The organism is Hymenobacter oligotrophus, from assembly GCF_003574965.1.
Lineage (GTDB): Bacteria > Bacteroidota > Bacteroidia > Cytophagales > Hymenobacteraceae > Solirubrum > Solirubrum oligotrophum.
On record NZ_CP032317.1, the window covers coordinates 177,926 to 196,638 of the forward strand.

Sequence of the window (18,713 nt, forward strand, 5' to 3'; positions counted from 1 at the left end):
GGGCTGGCTCCGTGCAGGAGCCAGCCCTTTGTGGTTAGTACAGCACCCGAAATTTAATCGTTTGCTCTACCTGCCGCAGGGCCTTGATTACCTCCTGGTCGTATTCGCGGTTCACGTCGGTAATCACGTAGCCGATGTGCTCGTTGGTTTTGAGGTACTGACCCAGAATATTGACGGAGTGCGCCGCCAGCACATTGTTGATGTGGGCCAGCACGCCCGGCACGTTGTGGTGGATGTGAATAAGCCGGTGCGCTTGCTGTTGCGGGGGCAGCTGAATGTTAGGCAAGTTCACGCTCTGCAAGGTATTGCCGGTGTTCACGTAGCCAATAATGCGCTCAGGCACAAACTCGGCAATGTTGCGCTGCGCCTCGGCCGTGCTGCCGCCCACGTGCGGGGTAAGCAACACATTGGGCAAGCCGCGCAGCGGGCTTGCGAAGGGCTCGTCGTTGGTTTTGGGTTCGTACGGAAACACATCCACCGAAGCGCCGCCTAGGTGCCCCGCGCGCAAGGCATCGGCCAGAGCATCGATATCCACGACGTGGCCACGGGCGTTGTTGAGCAGCAACGCGCCGGGCTTCATCAGGGCCAGCTCGGCGGCGCCAATAAGATGGGTGTTTTCGGGGCGGCCGTCTACGTGCAGCGTCACCACATCGGCTTGGCGCAGCAGCTCCTCGAGGGTGCGGCACTTGGTGGCGTTGCCGAGCTGCAGCTTTTCGGCAATGTCGTAGTACAGCACCTGCATGCCCACGGCCTCGGCCACCACCGAAAGCTGCGAGCCAATGTTGCCGTAGCCCACAATGCCCAGCTTTTTGCCCCGGATTTCGAACGCGCCGTGGGCCGATTTGTCCCACACGCCGCGGTGCATCTGCTCCGACTTCACGGGCAGGCGGCGGGCCAGGGCAATGATTTCACCTAGGGCCAGCTCTACCACCGAGCGCGTGTTCGAAAACGGCGCGTTGAACACGGCAATGCCGCGCTGCATGCAGCCCAGCAAATCAATTTGGTTGGTGCCAATGCAAAAGGCGCCCACGGCCACAAGGCGGTTGGCGCGCTCCAGCACCCGCGGCGTTACCTGCGTTTTCGAGCGAATGCCCAGGATGCTTACGCCCTCGATGCGCGCCAGCAACTCCTCCTCGTCGAGGCCGCCGGGCACCACTTCCACCTGGTATCCTTCCTCGCGAAACAGGCGCTCGGCCGTGGGGTCGATATTTTCGAGCAGCAGCGCGCGGATGCGGTTTTTGGGGTAGGAGAGGGTCATCGGCAATTTGTTTTGGTAGAGAAACTCGTCGAACGAGGGCACCACCTCATCGGCTTGCGCCACCACGGCCGGCCGGGCCACGTTCTCGGTGAAAGCGTAGAAGCGGGCCGCCAGGCCAGCCTCCCGAATCTGGTAATCGGTGATGCCGTCGCCGAGCACGTACACCGGGGCGTCGTCGAGGCCCATCAGGCGCAACTGCCGAATTTTGCCGCCGTCCTGGCTTAACGGGTTGTCGGGGTCGAAGCCGGTGATGCGGCCTTCGGCATCGAAGGTGAAGGTATTGGCCAGCACTTGCTCGGGCGGAATGCCAAACTCGGCCACCACCGGCTCGATGAACTCGCGGAAGCCGCTGCTCACAATGTACACGCGGGCGGCGTATTGCTGAAAAAACGCTTGGTTGCGCCGGATGCTCTCGGTAACCTTGGTGCGCAGGTGCTCTACTAGTAGGTGCAGGTGTTCGCGGCGCGCAGGCAGCAACTCGATGCGCCGCCGCAACGATTCGCTGAACGACACGGAGCCGTCCATGCCGCCGTCGGTGAGGGCTTTTATTTGCGCTACTACTTGCTCGCGCTCGGGGCGGCCGCGCAGGGCAATATCAGCCAGTTCATCGAGCGCCTCCACTTGGGTAAAGGTGCTGTCGAAATCAATAACGATGTACGGAAGCGGCGGTGCGGTATTGGCCATGGTGCGGGCAAGGTAGGGCAGAAACGGGTAGGCTGCCACGAAAGCGGCACCGCGGCGCGGGCAGCACAAAAAAGCCCGCCGGCAACGGGTGCCGGCGGGCCAAGCTTCAAAAGCTCGAAACGGCGCAGGTTAGTCGTCGATTTTAGCTTTCGACTTCTTCTTTTTCTCCTTGATTTTGGCGTCGGCCTTGCCGCCCGGAGCCGTCAGCACCGAGGTGCCGTTGGTAGAGCCGGTGGCTGGCTGGGTGGTCGTCGGGCTGCCGGTAGTGGTCGATTCTACCGTGGTGGTAGTGGTTTCGGTGGTGGTGGCAGGCGTGGTTACGGGAGCTTGCGGCGCCGTTTGGGCCGGAGTGGTGGTCGATTGCTTGGTGGTGGTAGTAGTAGTGCTGGTTTGGGCGCTAGCGGCATAGGTACCGCCTACCAGCAGAGCGGCAAGAACAACAAACTTTTTCATGGGGAGTGGGTTAAAAACGCTCACACATACAGGCTCCTGAAACGAAGCTCGCTTTAGATTAGCCTTCAACGATATTTCGTGCGCAAGGTTGCCAACCGGGCCAACACCACGGCGCAGCCACCGGCTGCCGCCAGGGCAGGCCAAGGGCCATTGGGGCCGGCGCTTACTAACTTGGCGTTGTTTTGATGGTACCCGAACTACTACTCGCCTTGTCGGCACTGATTGCGACTGCACCAACCGCTGCCGAGCAGCCCGCCCGCACGCGCACCTTTGGGCTGGAGTGCACCACCACCGTGGGGCCGGCTGCCGGCGGAGCGCTCGAGTTGTGGGTGCCGGTGCCGCACTCCGACGCCTCGCAGGAAATAACGGCCGTGGAGGTAGAAACGGCTTACCCCTACGAGCTGCTCGAAGGCCGCTACGGCAACCGCATGCTGCACCTGCGCCTGGCCCAGCCGCCCGCCGCCGGCTTCAGCCTAACGCTGCGCTGCCGGGTTACCCGCCTCGAGCACCGCAACCCGCTGCTACCTAGGGCCGCCATGCGCAAGCTGCCCAAACCCCCGCCCGACCCCGAGCTGAAGCGCTGGCTTGGGCCCGACCGCCTGGTGCCGCTCGACGACCGGATTCGGCTGTGGGCGCACGAGGTGGTGGCCAAAGCCAATGCCCAAACCGACCTCGAAAAAGCCCGCGCCGTGTACGAGCACGTGGTAAGCACCGTGCGCTACGACAAAAGCGGGCAAGGCTGGGGCCGCGGCGACATTTACTACGCCTGCGACGCCCGGCGCGGCAACTGCACCGATTTTCACGCGGTGTTTATTGGCTATTGCCGCGCCCTAGGTATCCCTGCCCGGTTTAGCATTGGGCTGCCGCTGCCCGCCGAGCGCGGCACCGGCGAGGTGAAAGGCTACCACTGCTGGGCCGAGTTTTACACCAAGCAAACCGGCTGGGTGCCCATCGATGCCTCCGAGGCTGCCAAAAACCCCGACAAGCGCGCGTACTACTTTGGCACCCACGACGAAAACCGCGTCGAGTTCAGCCGCGGCCGCGACCTGGTACTCACGCCCGCGCAGCAGGGCGAGCCGCTCAACTACTTCGTGTTTCCGTACGCCGAGCTTGGGGGCAAGCCCTACAGCGGCCTGAGCCACCAATACCGCTACCGCGACGCCGCCGAGTAACCCCGCCCCAAGCGCTGCCTGCGGCCAAGCCCATTCCTGAGCTATGCAAATTGCCTTTACCCCGCTGGTAGTGCTGTTGTGGGCCGTGGTGGCGCAAGCCTTGTTTGCCGCGGCCCTGCTCTGGACGGCGCCGCTCAACCGGCTGCCCAACCGCTTTTTGGCTCTGCTGATGCTAGCTATTGCCCTGTGGCTGCTAGATGCGTTTTTTCGGGCGGCCAACGTGTACGGGCAAAACCCCAACTGGTACTTTGCCCCGATTTACTACTCGTTTGCGTTTGGGCCCTTGCTGTACTTGTACGTGCAGAGCCTCGTCAACCACGGGTTTCGGTTGCGCCTGCGGCATGGTTGGCACTTTGGCCCCGTAGTGTTGCAGGCGGCGCTGTACTGGTGGCTGCGCTTTCAGCCCTACGAAACGCGCAATTGGTTTTGGCAAACCGTGCACCAACCCTACACCTATCGGATCGAGTTTGTTGGCACGTGGGTTTCGCTGATGGTTTACCTAGGGCTGAGCCTGCAACTGCTGCGCCGCTACGGCCGCTACCTCAACGACAACTTCTCCGAAACCTCGCAGCTGCGCCTGCGGTGGCTGCGCGCCCTGCTGCTCGTGCTGGCTGCGGTAAGCGCGCAGTGGTTGCTAGAGGTGGTGCTGCGCGAGTTTTTCGGGCTGTATTACCGCTACGACTACTCCACCGAGTTGCTGGGCGGCGTGGTGCTGCTCATTGGGGTGGTGGGGCTTCGGCAGGCCAACATGGCGGCCGTGCATTTCGAGCCCGAAACCGAAACTCTGTTGCCCGAGCCGGTGGCCAAGTTCTACCAGCCAGAGGAAAGCCTAGCGTTGGCCTTGCCCAATGCCGCCGCGCAAACCCCGCTTGTCGCCAACGCCGCACTTGCAACGCGCCCTGCCCAAGCCGTGGATGCCGCGGTGGCCGAGCGCATACGCCACGCCCTCGAAGTCGAGCGGCTGTACTTGAACCCCACGCTTACGCTGGCCGAGCTGGCGGCCCACACCGGCTTGGCCCCCCGGCTGATTTCGTTTACCGTGAACACCGGTTTGGGCCAGTCCTTCAACGATTTAGTCAACGGCTACCGGGTGTCAGAAGTAAAGCGCCGCTTAGCCAATACCGACGATGCCGCCCGGCTCACGCTGCTGGGCATTGCTTTCGAGAGCGGGTTCAACTCCAAAACCACATTCAACCGCATCTTCCGGCAGTTTACCGGCATGGCCCCGCGCGAGTACGCCCGCCTGCAATAGCCGGAAAGGGCCCACATCATGATTCGGGGCGTGCCAACAACCGAATTGGGGCGTTTGGGGGCAACGCCATTGGCACTTTTGAGGCGTTAATCTCAACCCCGACGCCCCATGAAAACCCTGATGTTGGCCCCGGCTACCTGCCTGCTCGGCCTATTACTTGTAGCACCTAGGGCGCACGCCCAAGCCGCCTGGCCCGACCGCACCCGCGTGCTGCCTGACAAGCTGCGCCAAGTGCCGGTGGGCCTCGTGCTCTGGCACACGCCCAACCCCGCTTACCCCGAGCCAAACCCCAGTCAGCCCGGCCAGTACGTTTGGCGGCACAGCACCGCCGTGCGGGCCGACGTTGCCGATTTGCAGGTTGTGGAGTGCGGCAGTTTTATCTGGTACAACGAAAGCGGCTGGCAAGCCAACGTACGCTTATCGCCCGCCGAGTTTGCCGCCCAGTTTGGATGCCTGCAAGGCAAGCTCGCCAAAGGCCGCACCTACACCTACCCGCGCAACTACCGCTACGCTCCTGGCCAGCAGCTCTACGGCGGCGATGCCCTGTGGTACATTCTGGCTACCAACAGCCGCGGCCAGCTATTCAAAGGCATAGGCCTGATGGAAACCGAAGCCCAGCCGCTCAGCAACGCGGTCCGCACCCGCTAAACCCCGTCGCCATGATTACGAAAATGCTACTCATGCTCCACCGCCGGCCGCGTTTGCGGGTGCTGCTGTTGCTGGGCCTAACCGGGTGGTTGCTGATGGCCTTGCGGCCTGCGGCCACGCGCTACGTGGTGCGCCCATCGGCGTGCCAACTTACCTGGACGGGCTACGCCGAAGTAGGCGCGTGGGCACCCAGCGGTACCGTGCAGCTGCGGCAGGGCGAGTTTGAATACGACGGCACTACCGTGCGCAACGGAATGTTCGAGGTAGACCTGCGCACCATAGCCCACGATAATGCCCAGCTACAGCAGCACCTGCGCGGCGCCGATTTTTTTGCCGTCGAGGCATTTCCGGTTGCTGTGTTTCGGCTGGGGCAGGTGAGCAACGGGTTGGCAGCAGGGCAGCTTACCATCAAGGGCGTTACGCAACGCGTGGTGTTTCCGGTGGCGGTGCAGCGCACCGGCAAGGAACTGCGCGTTCGGGGTGCCGTAACCCTCGACCGCACGCAATACGGCATCCGCTACAACTCGCGCAGCTTTTTTGCCGACCTGGGCGAGCAAGCCATCCGCAACGATTTTCGGCTGGTGTTCGACGTGGTGGCAGTTGCCCAACGGCAGCCCGTACCTAGGCACGGCAAACCAACGTCAAAAAAGTAAGCCAAGCTCGCCCACGGTTCAAAACATAAACAATTTGCTGCACCGCCTAGGTGCTACGCCACTGTGCGCGGCCTGGCACCTAGGCGGCCTAGCCCTCGTGGTAGAGCTTGCCTGCTTTGTCGGCCGAAACTTTGATGCCTTTGATCATGGCCGAGCTGAAGCCCTGGTGCTCCATTTCGTTGAGGCCGGCAATGGTGCAGCCCTTGGGCGAGGTTACTTTGTCGATTTCCTGCTCGGGGTGCGAGGCCAGCTGCAACAGTAAATCAGCGGCCCCTTTGGCTGTTTGGGCGGCCATTTTCAAGGCATCGTGGGCATGGAAGCCGATTTCGGTGCCGCCCTGCGAGGCCGCCCGGATAGCCCGTAGAAAAAACGCAATGCCGCAGGCGCACAGGGCGGTGGCCGAGGTCATGAGCTCCTCGTTGATGCGAATGCTCACGCCCACCGTGTCGAACAAACGTTCTACCAAATCCAGGTCTTCTTCCGGAGCTTCGTCGGTGGCTACGCACGTCATCGATTGGCCAATGGCAATGGCCGTGTTGGGCATGGCGCGCACCACCCGCGCCGGTTGCTGCAGGTGCCGCCGAATGTCGGCGCAGCTCACCCCCGAAACCACCGAAATCAGCAAGGGCTGAGCGTGTTGGAAGGCCGGGGCTATTTCGTCGAGCAGTTTGTTGAGCTGCTGTGGCAGCACGGCCAGCACCACAATGTCGGCGCCCTGCACGGCCCCTAGGTTGTTGGAGGTAGTGGCGTAGCCAGCGGCGGCTAGGGGCGCCAGGGCCGCGGTGTTGCGGCGCGTAAGCGTAATGCGTGCAGGCTCGGCCATGCCGGCTTTCACCAGGCCCTTGGCCAGCGAAAGGCCAATGTTGCCGCTGCCCAAAATGGCAATGCGCGGGTTCGTGGGGTTCATCAACGATGGCTATTGTGGTGGGTGCCCGCCGCAGCGCCGGTGCGGCCTTAACAGGGCGGTGCTAGGTGGCACAATAATAACACTGCCGTAACAGGGGAGCGGGCTTCAGATCAGACCTTTGCACCGAGGTTTGCCCGCTCTGAGCTACGGGCGTAACCTAACCTGAAAAGCCCCGGCGCCAGGCGCCGGGGCTTTGTGTTGGGGCATGTTACAGGGCCGGCTCGTTTTGGCGCTGCGCGGTGCAAGCGGGTATCCAGGCAGTGGCTTGGCAGTTGGGGCAAGTAGCAGCGGCGCCGCGCTCCAGCTGCTGCACGCGGCCGCATTGGCAGCAAGCGTGCAGCCCGGCTTGCTCCACACGCTTGCGCTCCTGGCCCAGGCGCTCGGGCCAAATGGGCAGGCCGGGCTGCACGGCGTCGGGCTCGTAAAAATAGGCGCTGATGTTGCCGGTGGCCTCGATGTAGGCGCGGCGCACCTGGCCCAAGTGCTCTACCTGCAGCTGGCGCAGCTCGCCAAACAGCTCCTTCTGCGTCAGGTTTTGCTTGCGGAAGTTGTCGAGGTGCACGCGGCCTTCCTCAATCAGCAGCACCGGCGCGCCCTCGAGCCAGTCGCTAAAGCGGGGCAGCTTTTCGGTGAGGCGGTTGAAAAGCGTGTACAGCCCGGCAATCATGGCAAATACCACGGTCACGTGCAGCAGCGGCACGTCGTCGTAAAACATGGCGTCGCCGGCGGCCGAACCCAGGGCCAGAATAATGCTCAGCTCGAAGATAGACAGCTGCCGCACGCCGCGGCGCCCCGTAATGCGCAGCAAGCCCAACGTGAGCAGGTAAGTAACCAGGCAGCGAAAAGCCACCTCGAGCAAATAGGCGGGCGGAGCCTCGTCCGACCACAGCAAGCGCTGCCAGTCGAATGGCTCGATGGAGGTAAGCAACAACATGGCGGCAACTCTAGGGCCCGGCTGCGGCCGGGCGGTAGCACAAAAGCGCAGCACCGGTGTGGCGGTGCTGCGCACTTTTACGGAGCCGCGCCAATTTGGGCCGGCGCGCGGGCCACATTGCCGCCGAAGCGGTGCCTAAGTGGCTGCCTGCTGCGCGCGGTGCTTGCCGCACCTGGGGCCGCGGCCACCTAGGCGCTGGCCTGGTTGAGGTGACGCAAATCGGGGCCGCTGAGCGCGAGGTGCATGGCTTGCAGCAAATCCTGCACTTGCTCGGGGCTGGTGGCGCTGGCAATGGGCGCCGTGAGGCCGGGCTGGGCCATAATCCAGGCCAGGGCAACCTGGGCGGGCGTGGCACCTAGGCGGGCCGCTACTTCATCGAGGGCACTTACTATGCGCAGGCCGCGCTCGTTGAGGTACTTGGCCCCCACGCCGCCGCCGCGGGCGCTTTTCTGCAAATCGGCTGCGGAGCGGTACTTGCCCGTCAGGAAACCCGCCGCGAGGCCGTAGTACGGAATGACGCCCAAGCCGTGCTGCTGGCACACAGGCAGCAGGTGCTCCTCAAAATCGGCGCGGTCGTAGAGGTTGTAGAGGGGCTGCAGGCTTTCGTAGCGCGGCAAGCCGTGCTGCGCGCTGGCGTGCAGGGCTTCGGTGAGGCGCTCGGCCGAAAAGTTGGAAGCCCCAATGGCGCGCACCTTGCCTTCCTGGATAAGCTGGGCATAGGCCTCGAGCGGTTCGGTTACGGGCACGGTGGGGTCGTCTTTGTGCGACTGGTACAAATCGATGTAGTCGGTTTGCAGGCGCTTCAAGGAGCCTTCTACGGTGCGCAAAATGTAGCTTTTGCTAAGGCCTTTCTGATCGGGCGCTACCTCCCAACCTACTTTGGTGGCGATGACGACGTCGTGGCGGCGGCCGCGCTGCTTCAGCCATTTGCCGATAATGGTTTCCGACTCGCCGCCGTGGTGCCCGGGTACCCACACCGAGTAACCGTGGGCCGTGTCGATGGCGTTGCCGCCCCCGGCCACAAAGGCATCGAGCACCCGAAAAGAAGTGGCTTCGTCGGCCGTCCAGCCGAACACGTTGGCGCCCAGCACCAGCGGCGCAATCGAGAGGCCCGAGCGGCCCAAAGAGCGTTGTTGCATAGTCGAAATCGGAAAGAAAAGCCGCCCAACGGCGGATGACGCAAAATAAAAGCAGCAACTACCCCGGCGGGCCATGCTGCCAAGCCAGTGCATACGCAAACCAACCGGGCGGGGCCGGCCGCAGCTTGCGCGCCGCGCTGTATCTTGGGCACTATGCCACGGTTTCGTTTACCTGTTTTTAAGAGCCACCGCCTGGCCCGCTGGCCTTGGTTGGTGGCCGCGTTGCTGCTGGCCGCCAATGGCGCCCAGGCCCAGCAGGCACCTAGGGCTTCGCTTATCATCCGAAACGGGCGCGTGCTCGATGGCTCCGGCAACTCTTGGTTTCGCGGCGACGTGGCCGTGCACCAAGGGCGCATCGTGGCCGTGGGCCGCCTGCCGGCCAACTTCCTGGCCGATACCGTTATCGATGCCAACGGCTTGGTGGTAGCGCCGGGGTTTATCGATGTGCACACCCACATCGAGGACGATGAGCTGCGCCAGCCCACCGCCGACAACTTCATTTACGACGGGGTAACCACGGTAATTACCGGCAACTGCGGCTCCTCGCGCCTCGACATAGGCCGTTACTTTCAGGTGCTCGATAGTGCGCGGCTGTCGGTGAACGTGGCCTCGCTTATTGGCCACGGCGATGTGCGCAAGGCCGTGCTGGGCCGGGCCAAGCGCCAAGCTACCGAGGCCGAGCTGCAGCAAATGGAGCAATTGGTAGCCCGCGCCATGCAAGCGGGCGCCGTTGGCCTGTCCACGGGGCTGATTTACATACCCGGCACCTACACCCGCACGCCCGAACTGGTGCGCTTGGCACGCGTAGCGGGGCAGTACCGCGGCCTCTACGCCACGCACATGCGCAACGAAGGCGACAGTGTGCTGCAGGCCATACAGGAGGCGCTGCTGATTGGCCGCGAAGCCCGCTTGCCGGTCCAGATTTCGCACCTGAAAATAGGTGGCAAGCAGAACTGGGGCCGCGCGCCGCAAGCTTTGGCGCTGATTGAGCAGGCCCGGCAAGCCGGCCAGGAGGTTACCATCGATCAGTACCCGTACACAGCCAGCTCTACCTCGCTCAGCACCATCATCCCCGACGACGTGCAGGCCGATGGCCGCGACTCGTTGCGGGCCCGGCTGCAGCGCCCCGGCGTGCGCGCCGCCGTGGAAGCCGCCATGGTGCGCCGCCTGCGCCAGCGCGGCTTCAAGCACTACGACTACGCCGTGGTGGCCAGCTTTCCGCCCCAGCCCAGCTACCAAGGCCTAAGCATTGAGCAGATAAACCAGCGCCTGGGCCGCAAGCACAAAGCCGCCGCCGAAGCCGCTACCGTCCTGGACCTGGTGCTGCAGCACGATGCGGGCATGGTGTTTCATGGCATGAGCGAACCGGATGTGCAGCAGATCATGCGTTACCCCTTCAACATGGTGGCTTCGGATGCCGGCGTGCGGGTGTGGCAACAGGGCATGCCGCACCCGCGCGGCTACGGCTCCAACGCCCGCGTGCTGGGGCGCTACGTGCGCGAGCTGCGCGTTATCGGCCTGGAGGAAGCCGTGCGCCGCATGACGTCGTTGCCGGCGCAAACCTTCGGCCTTGCCGACCGCGGCCTGCTGCGCCCCGGCCTCGCCGCCGACATTGTGGTGTTCGACCCGGCCACGGTGCAGGACCACTCCACCTTCGAGCGGCCGCACCAGTACAGCACCGGCATGCAGTACGTGCTCGTGAATGGCCGCCTTACGGTAGTGCAAGGCAAGCACCTAGGCACCCGCGCCGGGCAAGTGCTGTATGGCCCTGGCAAGCAGTAGCAAAGCGTAGCGTGCAGTAGCGCGGTGTAGCGCGAACTTTGCAGTCCGCGTCCACAGATAGTAATTTTTGTTTCTGACCTAGGGAAGCGGCGCGTGTAGCGCGGGCTTTAGCCCGCGTTGGCGTGAACGATTGGCAACGGGCGGTTTCGCCCCAATGATTTCGTGCTGGCCAACGCGGACTGAACCGCAGGAAGGCGTAGCCAAGTCCGCGCTACATGCTACACCGCGCAACGCTTGAGAATACTATCTGCGGACGCGGACTACAACCGAAGGTCGGCGTAGCCAAAGTCTGCGCTACTGCTTGCCGCGCTCCAGCACGCGGTAGCCGTGCGGCGCTACGGGCAGCGTTACATCGGGGGCGGTGCGGTAGGCTTGGTCGGCAAACACATCGTGGTAATTGCCCGCCCATTCGCTAGGTATTTTCACCTCCTGCAACTCGTTGCCCATGTTCACGGCCACAAGCACGGCATCGGGGCCTTTGTGGCGCACGAAGGCGTACACCGAAGCCGGCGAGCTGAGGCGCGTGAACTGTCCGCACGGGTCGCCGTTGGCCAGGGCAGGGTTGCGCTTTTTCAACTGAAGCAGGCGCGTATAAAAATCCTGCAGCGGGTAGTTGCCCCACGCAATGGGGTCTTTGTCGAAGAATTTGAGGCGCTTGTTCAGGGCGGCTTCTTGCCCGCTGTACACCATGGGTATGCCCGGCAGCAAACCCGTTAGCACGGCCTGGGACACGGCGTTGTTGCCCAGGCGTTCGTACTCGGTGCCGTCCCAGCTGTTGATGTCGTGCGAGGAGGTGAAGTACATGAGGTGTGTGCTGGCCGGGTACTTGGCGCGCTCGGCTTTCAGGTACGTGTCGATGGCGGCTACGGGCTGCTGGCCGCGGGCTACGCTATCGAGCAAATAGCGCAGGCGCAAGGCGTACGTAGCATCGAAAGCCTTCTCAAGCATGCGGGTGTTAGGGTCGAACTCGCCGGGTTTAAGGAAGGGCGGGTTGTGCAGCTCGTCCCACTCGGCCAGCATAAATACCGGCTTTATTTTCTCGAGCTCCTGGCGCGTGTTGTTCCAAAACTCCGTGGGCACCAACCCGGCCACGTCGCAGCGAAAACCATCCACATCGGCCTCGCGCACCCAGTAGGCCATGCTTTCCGTCATGTACTGGCGCAGCTCGGGCTTGCCGAAATCCAGGTCAATCACGTCTTGCCAATCGGCTACGGGCGGCACCGGCTGACCCTGGGCGTTGCGCGTAAACCATTCGGGGTGCTCCTTGGCTAGTTTGCTGTCCCAGGAGGTGTGGTTGGCCACCCAGTCCAGGATTACATGCATGCCGCGTTTGTGCGCCTCCTGCACCAAGTGGCGCAGGTCGTCGAGGGTGCCCATTTCGGGGTTCACGGCGCGGTAGTCCTGCACCGAGTAGTAGCTGCCCAGGCTGCCCTTGCGCTTTTCTTGCCCAATGGGGTGCACCGGCATCAGCCACAAAATGCCCACACCCATTTTCTCGAGGCGCGGCAGATGTTTTTCGAAGGCCTGAAACGTGCCTTCGGGCGTGTATTGCCGAATGTTCACCTCGTAGATGCTGGCCTGGCGGGCCCACTCGGGGTGCTTAATGGTGTACTGCGGCGGGGCGGGGGCGCAGTCGTTTTGAGCGGTGGTTTCGGGTTGGCGCTGCTGGCAGGCGCCAAGCAAAGCTGCCGACAACAAACCCGTGGAAAGAACGGTGGATAGACGCATGCCCTAAACATACGCGGTTGCGCTTATTGCTGCGCACCTGCCGCCACGCCTGCGTTGCGCACCTAGGCCGCCGCTTTTGGCCGCAAGGGCAGCGCAGCAGCGGCCTTGCGCTTGGCAACGCTTGGGTGGTTTGGGCGCTTGGTGGGCAATTAGGTACAAGCCAGGCAGCCACCGATTTCGGGCCGCGCATTACCGCCCGAACCGCACGTACGTAGTACTACGCCCAACCCCAACGCCCTAGGTTGCCCGCGGGTAGCCGTAGGCAGGGCCAGCCGCCCAATTGCTATGCTGCTCGAAACCAAGCTGCCGATTCGTTACATCTTCCGGCGCATCATGCCCGATGTGCTGCGCGTGCTGTTCATATCCGTTATGTTTCAGCTGATTAAAGAAGTGTTTGGGCCGTATTTGCCGCCCGTGCCGCTGCAGCTGCCTACCATTTTGGGTAGCTCAATTTCGTTGCTGCTGGCTTTCAAAATCGGCCAGTCGTACGACCGGTGGTGGGAGGCGCGGCGCATTTGGGGCGCCATCGTAAACGACTCCCGCTCGGTGGTGCTGCAGCTCAGTAATTTTTTGCCGCCCGAAGCCAAGGCGCCCGGCCCTGATGGGCGCACGCCGGTGCAAGCCCTGGCCTACCGCCAAATAGCCTGGAGCTACTGTCTGGGCCAGTCGTTGCGCGGCCTCGATCCGCTTGCGGGGCTCGAGCACCTGCTCCCCGAACGCGAATTGCGCTACGCCGTGGCGCACCACAACAAGCCGCTGGGCCTAATGGCGCTGCACGTGCAGCAGCTGCGCGAGCTGGTGAGCAACCGGTGCCTCAACTCCTTTCAGCAAATACAGCTCGACGCCACGCTGGTGCGCCTTACCGAGTCGATGGGGGCTGCTGAGCGCATCAAGAATACCATCTTCCCGACGAGCTACCGCCTGATGGTATACTTCTTCATCTACCTGTTTTTGTTTACGTTGTCCCTAGGTCTGGTAGAAACCATTGGGCTGTGGGAGGTGCCGGTGCTGCTGCTCACGGCCTCCACGTATTTTTTGCTCGAGCGCACCGCCCGCTACCTGCAAGATCCTTTCAGCAACAAGCCCACCGACACCCCCGTGACGGCTATTGCGCGCACCATTGAAATAAACCTGCGCCAGCTTCTCGACGAAACCGAGGTGCCCCCGCCGTTCCCGCCCGGGCCATACTACCTCATGTAGCCGTTTGTAATGCGTCACCAAATAAATTTCCGTGCTACAGGCAGGATTGGGCTACTCGAACTTGCGCAGGCGCTTTTTGCTGAGCTCGTAGCTGATGATGGCCGGCACGTAAAACGTAACATCGGCCAGCAGCTTGGCTAGCAGAATGCCGCCCGAGAGGCTGCCTACCATAGCCGGCAATGCGTACATCAGCCCCGGCCGAATGACGAAGCTGTCGGCCAGTTCGGCCACGCCAAACTCTACAAATAAGGCTCGTAAGTTTTTCAGGAAAGTGCGGCCGGTGTAAGATTTGCCGTGGGCTTGGCGCGTGCGGCGGGCGTGCAGCACATCAATCAGCAAGATGTAGCCGAAGTAGGCCGCGTTGCCGCCCCAGGTGCCGGCCAGCGCCGTGGTTATGCGGTTGCCCGTGGCCCAGTGTGCCCAAGCCGCGCACACCAGCGTAGCCACCACCGAGAGTACCTCGGCGGGCAGGTAGCGGCGGAGCCATTCCTTCACTTTTTGCTTCATGGGGCAATGCTTTGGGGCTGGTAATGGTGCCACGCTACAGCCAAGCAAGCAGCCCCGCCCTAGGTACGTAACCTGGAGCGGGGCTGCTACACTTGGCGGAGCCTAGGGGCTAGCGCATCACCAGTATGCGTTGGCGCTGGCCTTGGGCCTCGAAGTAGTAAACGCCGGCCGGTACGGGCTGTTTCTGGTCGTTTTGGGTATCCCAGCGCAGCGTACGCTCGCCGGGTGTGGTGCCGTTGGCGGCTAAGGTGCGCACTACTTTGCCGGTAGCGTTGCGCACTTGCACGTTGTATTGACCGGGCCGGTGCACTTGGTACTGCACCTCGGTGCCGCTGTTGGTGCTGCGGTCGGCTACGGCACCTAGGGTAAATGCCACCGGCGCGCGGTCGGGCTGCACGGCCTCGGCAGGCAGCAGGCGCAAACCGCGCAAGGCCAGCTCCACGTTTTGGCCGCGGGCCTGGGGCGTGTTGATGCGCAGCGTGCGCGTGGCGACATCGTACTGCCACGCCGACGAGGCCAGGGGCTGCCCGTTGAGGGTGGCCGAGGCGGGCGCAGCGGCTACCCTGGGTATCCACCACTGCACGGTGCGGCGGGCAGGCTCGTTGGGGTAGCCTTTGCCGGGGTACAGCTCTTGGCCCAGCGTGAGTTGCAGCTCAGCGCCGGTGTTGTTGGCGCGCAGGGCCCAGCGGCGGTACTGCTCGGCGGCTAGTGCTTGGGCGTTTTTGCCGTCGTCTTCGTACAGCTTGCTTTCCGAGAACTTGACGCCGGGGGCGGCGTAGTAGCGCACGTACAGCGTATCGGTGGGGGCTTGGGTGGTGTTGAGGCCCACGGGCGCCAGGGGCAGCAACGCCCCCGCGCGCACCAGCAGCGGAATTTCGCCTAGGGGCGAAGCAGCCCCGATGGTTTGGCCGCCGCGCACCGGCGCGCCGGTGCGGTAATCGGCCCAGGTGCCGGGGGGCAGCACCACGTTGCGGCGGCGCTGGCCGGGCTGCGTTACGGGTGCCACCAGCAAATCGCGGCCCAGCAGGTACTGGTCGTTGAGGTTGGCCAGGCGTTCGTCGGTGGGATGCTCGTAGTTCATCGGCCGCGCCAGGGGCGCACCGGTAATGGTGTTGTCGTGGGCCAGGGTGTAGAGGTAGGGCAGCAGCGAGTAGCGCAGGCGCACGTAGCGGCGCACCGTGCTTTGGTAGGGCTCGGGGTAGTACACGGGCTCGGGCGGTACGCCTTCGCCGTGCGGCCGCAGAATGGGCGAAAGCGAAGAGTGCTGCAGCCAACGGGTGTACAGCTCGGCATCGTAGGGGCCTACGCAAAAGCCGCCCGCATCGGAGTGCATGTAGCCCACGCCCGACAGGCCCATGCCCAGCATAATGGGCACCTGCGCCTGGTAGCCGCTCCAGGAGCGGTTAATGTCGCCCGACCACGGAAATATGCTGTGGCGCTGCATGCCGGCCCAGCCCGAGCGTGCCAGCAAAAACAGGCGTTCGGTGGGGTACTTGGCGTAATGGTTTTCGCTCAGGATAGAAGCCCAGGCCTGCCCGTAGGCGTTATGAATTTGGCGCGTGGGGCCGCCGTCGTACACCATGTCGAAGGGCTGGTTTTCTGGCTCGCCCAGGTCAAACCACCAGCCGCCCACGCCGTCGCGCTTCAGGCGGTCGTACTGCTCCCACATCCACTGGCGCGTGGCCGGCCGAAACATATCGAGCAGCGTGGCCGGCCCGGCCCAAAACGACTCTACGGTGTAGGGCTGGCCTTTTTGGTCGCGGCCCACCAAGCCCCGGCTGCGCACCAGCGCGTCGTTGCGGGAGGTGCGCATCACGTAGGGCTCCGAAATCAGGATGGTTTTGACGCCCACCGAATCGAGGCGGCGCATCATGCGCATGGGGTTCGGGAAGTTGGGCGCGTCCCAGGCAAAATCGCCCTGCCGCTTGGTGCCGCCAAACCAGTACAAGTCGAGCACCACGCCGTCAATGGGGAAGTTGGCGGCGCGCATTTTCTGGGCAATGCCTTCGGTTTCGGCCTGCGTGCGGTAGCCAAAGCGGCTCTGTATCAGGCCCAGTGCCCAGCGCGGTGGCAGCGGCTGCGTGCCCGTAAGGGTGGTGTAGGCCTCCAATACTTGCTGAAACGGCTGCGACTCCACATCGGCGGCGCCTTGGTTGGGGCGCGGCGCCTCGCCTACCAGCAGGTAGTACGTCAGTTGTTCCAACCCTTCGCCGTCGTAGCGCAGCACGTTGGGCTCGGTGGCGCCTAGGTCAAAAGTCCCAGGGGCGTGGTTGTCGAAGAACAGGCCGTACCCGCGCGACGACAGCACCACCGGCAGGGTGGTGTTCAGCTGCGGGTCGCCGTTTTGGTAGGCGTAGTGCGCCACGTTGTAGAGCGCGAGCTTGCGGCCGCGCCGATCGACGGGCAAAGCGCGCGAGCCCGTGCCGTACAGGTGCTCGGTGGAGCTGAGGCGGAAGCTCACGCCCGCGCCGCCGGCAGCGGTAGCCAGGTTGGCCTGGCGCGTATACAGCCCGCCGGCGTCGGCCAGCAGGGTATCGGCGCCGCGCATAAAGCTGATGCGCAAGGGATTCTTCTGCACCACTACTTCGAGCAAACCACCTAGGGGCTGCGGGTTTACGCGCAGCGCAGTGGCCAATTGCTGCAGTTTGGGCTGCTGCGTAATGGCCTGGCCGCGGCCGGGCGCCGAGCTGAACGCCGTGATGGGCCGCTGCAAACGCAGGCTTACCGAAGAGTCGCGGGGGGCAGGCGAGCCGCTGGGGTAAAAGTCGACGCGGTAGGCCTCGCCGCTGAAGCCGGCCCCGGGTGCAAACCACGGCTGCACGCGCACGGTGGCGCCGCTGGTGGTGCGGATGGTGAGCACGCGGCCTTGCAGCGCGTGGCTTTGGTAATTGCCGATGCTGCTGATGGGCGCCTCGGGCCGCTGAAACGGGTCGGTGGTGGGCGGGGCGCCGCCTTCGCGCTGGGCCAGGGCAGGAGCGGCGGTGGTCAGTAGCAATAAGGGCAGCAAACGGGTAACGTGCAGGGGCATCGGCAAGGGCGTATGAAGCGGCAAAATACCCGCTTTGCGGCAGCTGGCCCAATGCAGCTTTGGGCAACCGGGCTGCAGGCCCCTGCAAGGCCGGCCTGCTACGCCCCTAACCTAGGGCATAACGGCTGCCCGCGGGCAGCGTGGGGCCGGCGCCAGACGCATAACCTAAGTGCTTTGGCTTTGTTTTAATTATTTGAAAGTTAATGTGTTAAGCGAAAATTAATACAACAATTACCGGCGCGCGGGGTTCGGACAGTATTCTTCAACCAAAACCCAAGTACCATGCAAAATCAGCAAGGCAACAACGCACAAGCCGGTTCGCAGCAGCTCGATGCCACCCTGCAGGCGCTCCAAAACAACGACTTGCAAAGCCTCGCGCCGCAAGCCGGCCAAAACATTCAGGGCTGGATCAGCACCCTGCGCAACTCCAACAACGGCCAACTCTCGGGCATTGCCTCCGAGCTGGAACGCCTCAACGACTCGTTGCGCGGCGGCTCGCCCGATGCAATGCAGGTGCAGCAGTCGTTGAGAACGTTGGGTGAGCACACAACCCGGGCCGCGGAGTCGGCCGATGCCCAATCGCAGGACAAGCTGCGCCAGCTCGGCCAGGCGCTGTCGTCGGCTGCCTCTCAGCTGCAGGGCTAGCCTGTTGCTTTGCCGCATCCGGTAGGTTCGGCCCACCCCGCCGCCTAGGTGGCAGGGTGGGCCGTTGGCTGCAGGGGCGCCCGGCGGGCACAACGCCGCGGCGCTGCCAACGTAGGTTAGGCAACAACCGTTAGCCGCCACCCAAACCCTCGACGAGTATGCAAGCCTCCGGATCGGAAAACCACCCGCAGTTCGACGTTACGTTGCAAGCCCTGCAAAGCCCTGATTTGTTGCAACAAGGCCAGCAGGCACAGCCTTACATCCGGGAGTGGGCCCAGGCCTTGCGCCGCTCCACCAACAACCAGCTTTCCGACATTGCCTCGGAGCTTGATCGGCTGAACGACCTGCTGCAAACCGCCGCGCCCGACAAAGCCCGCGTGCGCCAATCGTTGGAAACCCTGGCCGAGTACACCGAGCGCGCCGCCGAAAGCGCCGGCGCATCGGGGCCCGAAATTCAGCAGTTAAGCCAAGCCCTGAGCAGCGCTGCCGACAAGCTGCGCTAAACCCCGGACCTAGGGCTTGCAAAACAAGCCACACCCATTATTGAAGATTGCAGCAGGTGCGGAGTAGCGCTCTGCCCAACAATACCCGGAAGCCCCGTTGGCGAAGCGCCACCGGGGCTTCGGCGTGCTAGGCCTGGCCAACAGGCCAAACACCCGGCTGGTGGTCAATCAATATTAGAATTAATATATATTATTTAGCTGGGCAACGGTGCGCCCACAG

The 18,713-nt window shown here is 63.5% G+C and carries 16 protein-coding genes; 8 read left to right on the forward strand and 8 right to left on the reverse strand.

The window, feature by feature from the left end:
* Positions 1-34 precede the first annotated feature (34 nt).
* Positions 35-1,942 (reverse strand): phosphoglycerate dehydrogenase, encoded by a 1,908-nt coding sequence (serA, locus tag D3Y59_RS00710; RefSeq protein ID WP_119446262.1) that lies wholly within the window; start codon positions 1,940-1,942, stop codon positions 35-37.
* A gap of 129 nt (positions 1,943-2,071) precedes the next feature.
* On the reverse strand, positions 2,072-2,395 hold the full coding sequence (locus D3Y59_RS00715) for a hypothetical protein (RefSeq protein ID WP_119443292.1): 324 nt from the start codon (positions 2,393-2,395) through the stop codon (positions 2,072-2,074).
* 209 nt (positions 2,396-2,604) lie between these two features.
* On the opposite strand from D3Y59_RS00715, the gene D3Y59_RS00720 reads away from it, so the two are divergent.
* From D3Y59_RS00720 to D3Y59_RS00730, 4 genes are all read left to right on the forward strand, one after another.
* A complete protein-coding gene (locus tag D3Y59_RS00720) occupies positions 2,605-3,567 on the forward strand; it encodes a transglutaminase-like domain-containing protein (protein ID WP_240410447.1) in 963 nt (320 codons plus the stop codon).
* A 43-nt stretch (positions 3,568-3,610) separates the two neighbouring features.
* Positions 3,611-4,819, forward strand: coding sequence for a helix-turn-helix domain-containing protein (locus tag D3Y59_RS00725; RefSeq protein WP_119443294.1), 1,209 nt, complete (start codon positions 3,611-3,613; stop codon positions 4,817-4,819).
* Between the two features lie 108 nt (positions 4,820-4,927).
* Positions 4,928-5,467, forward strand: a complete 540-nt coding sequence (locus D3Y59_RS18105; RefSeq protein WP_162910440.1) for a hypothetical protein — start codon at positions 4,928-4,930, stop codon at positions 5,465-5,467.
* 11 nt (positions 5,468-5,478) lie between these two features.
* Positions 5,479-6,120, forward strand: coding sequence for a YceI family protein (locus tag D3Y59_RS00730; protein ID WP_162910441.1), 642 nt, complete (start codon positions 5,479-5,481; stop codon positions 6,118-6,120).
* A gap of 88 nt (positions 6,121-6,208) precedes the next feature.
* Here D3Y59_RS00730 and proC read toward each other — a convergent pair whose 3' ends face one another.
* The 3 genes from proC to D3Y59_RS00745 all read right to left on the reverse strand — a co-directional run bounded on the left by proC (position 6,209) and on the right by D3Y59_RS00745 (position 9,100).
* Positions 6,209-7,027, reverse strand: a complete 819-nt coding sequence (proC, locus tag D3Y59_RS00735) for a pyrroline-5-carboxylate reductase (protein WP_119443296.1) — start codon at positions 7,025-7,027, stop codon at positions 6,209-6,211.
* A gap of 208 nt (positions 7,028-7,235) precedes the next feature.
* Complete coding sequence (locus D3Y59_RS00740; RefSeq protein ID WP_119443297.1) at positions 7,236-7,961, reverse strand: DUF421 domain-containing protein; 726 nt, start codon at positions 7,959-7,961, stop codon at positions 7,236-7,238.
* 188 nt (positions 7,962-8,149) lie between these two features.
* Positions 8,150-9,100: an aldo/keto reductase gene (locus D3Y59_RS00745; RefSeq protein ID WP_119443298.1), complete on the reverse strand. Its 951-nt coding sequence runs from the start codon at positions 9,098-9,100 to the stop codon at positions 8,150-8,152.
* Between the two features lie 153 nt (positions 9,101-9,253).
* Here D3Y59_RS00745 and D3Y59_RS00750 point away from each other — a divergent pair, with 153 nt between their 5' ends.
* On the forward strand, positions 9,254-10,882 hold the full coding sequence (locus D3Y59_RS00750; RefSeq protein ID WP_119443299.1) for an N-acyl-D-amino-acid deacylase family protein: 1,629 nt from the start codon (positions 9,254-9,256) through the stop codon (positions 10,880-10,882).
* Between the two features lie 294 nt (positions 10,883-11,176).
* Here D3Y59_RS00750 and D3Y59_RS00755 read toward each other — a convergent pair whose 3' ends face one another.
* Positions 11,177-12,610, reverse strand: a complete 1,434-nt coding sequence (locus tag D3Y59_RS00755) for an alpha-amylase family glycosyl hydrolase (protein WP_119443300.1) — start codon at positions 12,608-12,610, stop codon at positions 11,177-11,179.
* Positions 12,611-12,895: 285 nt separating this feature from the next.
* On the opposite strand from D3Y59_RS00755, the gene D3Y59_RS00765 reads away from it, so the two are divergent.
* The gene (locus D3Y59_RS00765; RefSeq protein WP_119443302.1) at positions 12,896-13,810 is read left to right on the forward strand and encodes a bestrophin family protein; all 915 of its coding nucleotides are present in this window, start codon (positions 12,896-12,898) and stop codon (positions 13,808-13,810) included.
* A 51-nt stretch (positions 13,811-13,861) separates the two neighbouring features.
* Here D3Y59_RS00765 and D3Y59_RS00770 read toward each other — a convergent pair whose 3' ends face one another.
* Together D3Y59_RS00770 and D3Y59_RS00775 are read right to left on the reverse strand one after the other, a co-directional pair.
* Complete coding sequence (locus D3Y59_RS00770; protein ID WP_119443303.1) at positions 13,862-14,317, reverse strand: hypothetical protein; 456 nt, start codon at positions 14,315-14,317, stop codon at positions 13,862-13,864.
* A gap of 109 nt (positions 14,318-14,426) precedes the next feature.
* Positions 14,427-17,345, reverse strand: a complete 2,919-nt coding sequence (locus D3Y59_RS00775) for a TIM-barrel domain-containing protein (RefSeq protein ID WP_119443304.1) — start codon at positions 17,343-17,345, stop codon at positions 14,427-14,429.
* 282 nt (positions 17,346-17,627) lie between these two features.
* Between D3Y59_RS00775 and D3Y59_RS00780 the strand changes: the two genes are divergently transcribed.
* Together D3Y59_RS00780 and D3Y59_RS00785 are read left to right on the forward strand one after the other, a co-directional pair.
* Positions 17,628-17,990 carry a hypothetical protein gene (locus D3Y59_RS00780; RefSeq protein WP_119443305.1) on the forward strand — a complete coding sequence of 121 codons (363 nt, stop codon included), beginning with the start codon at positions 17,628-17,630 and terminating at the stop codon, positions 17,988-17,990.
* Positions 17,991-18,148: 158 nt separating this feature from the next.
* Positions 18,149-18,493, forward strand: coding sequence for a hypothetical protein (locus tag D3Y59_RS00785; protein ID WP_119443306.1), 345 nt, complete (start codon positions 18,149-18,151; stop codon positions 18,491-18,493).
* The last annotated feature ends 220 nt before the right edge of the window (positions 18,494-18,713 follow it).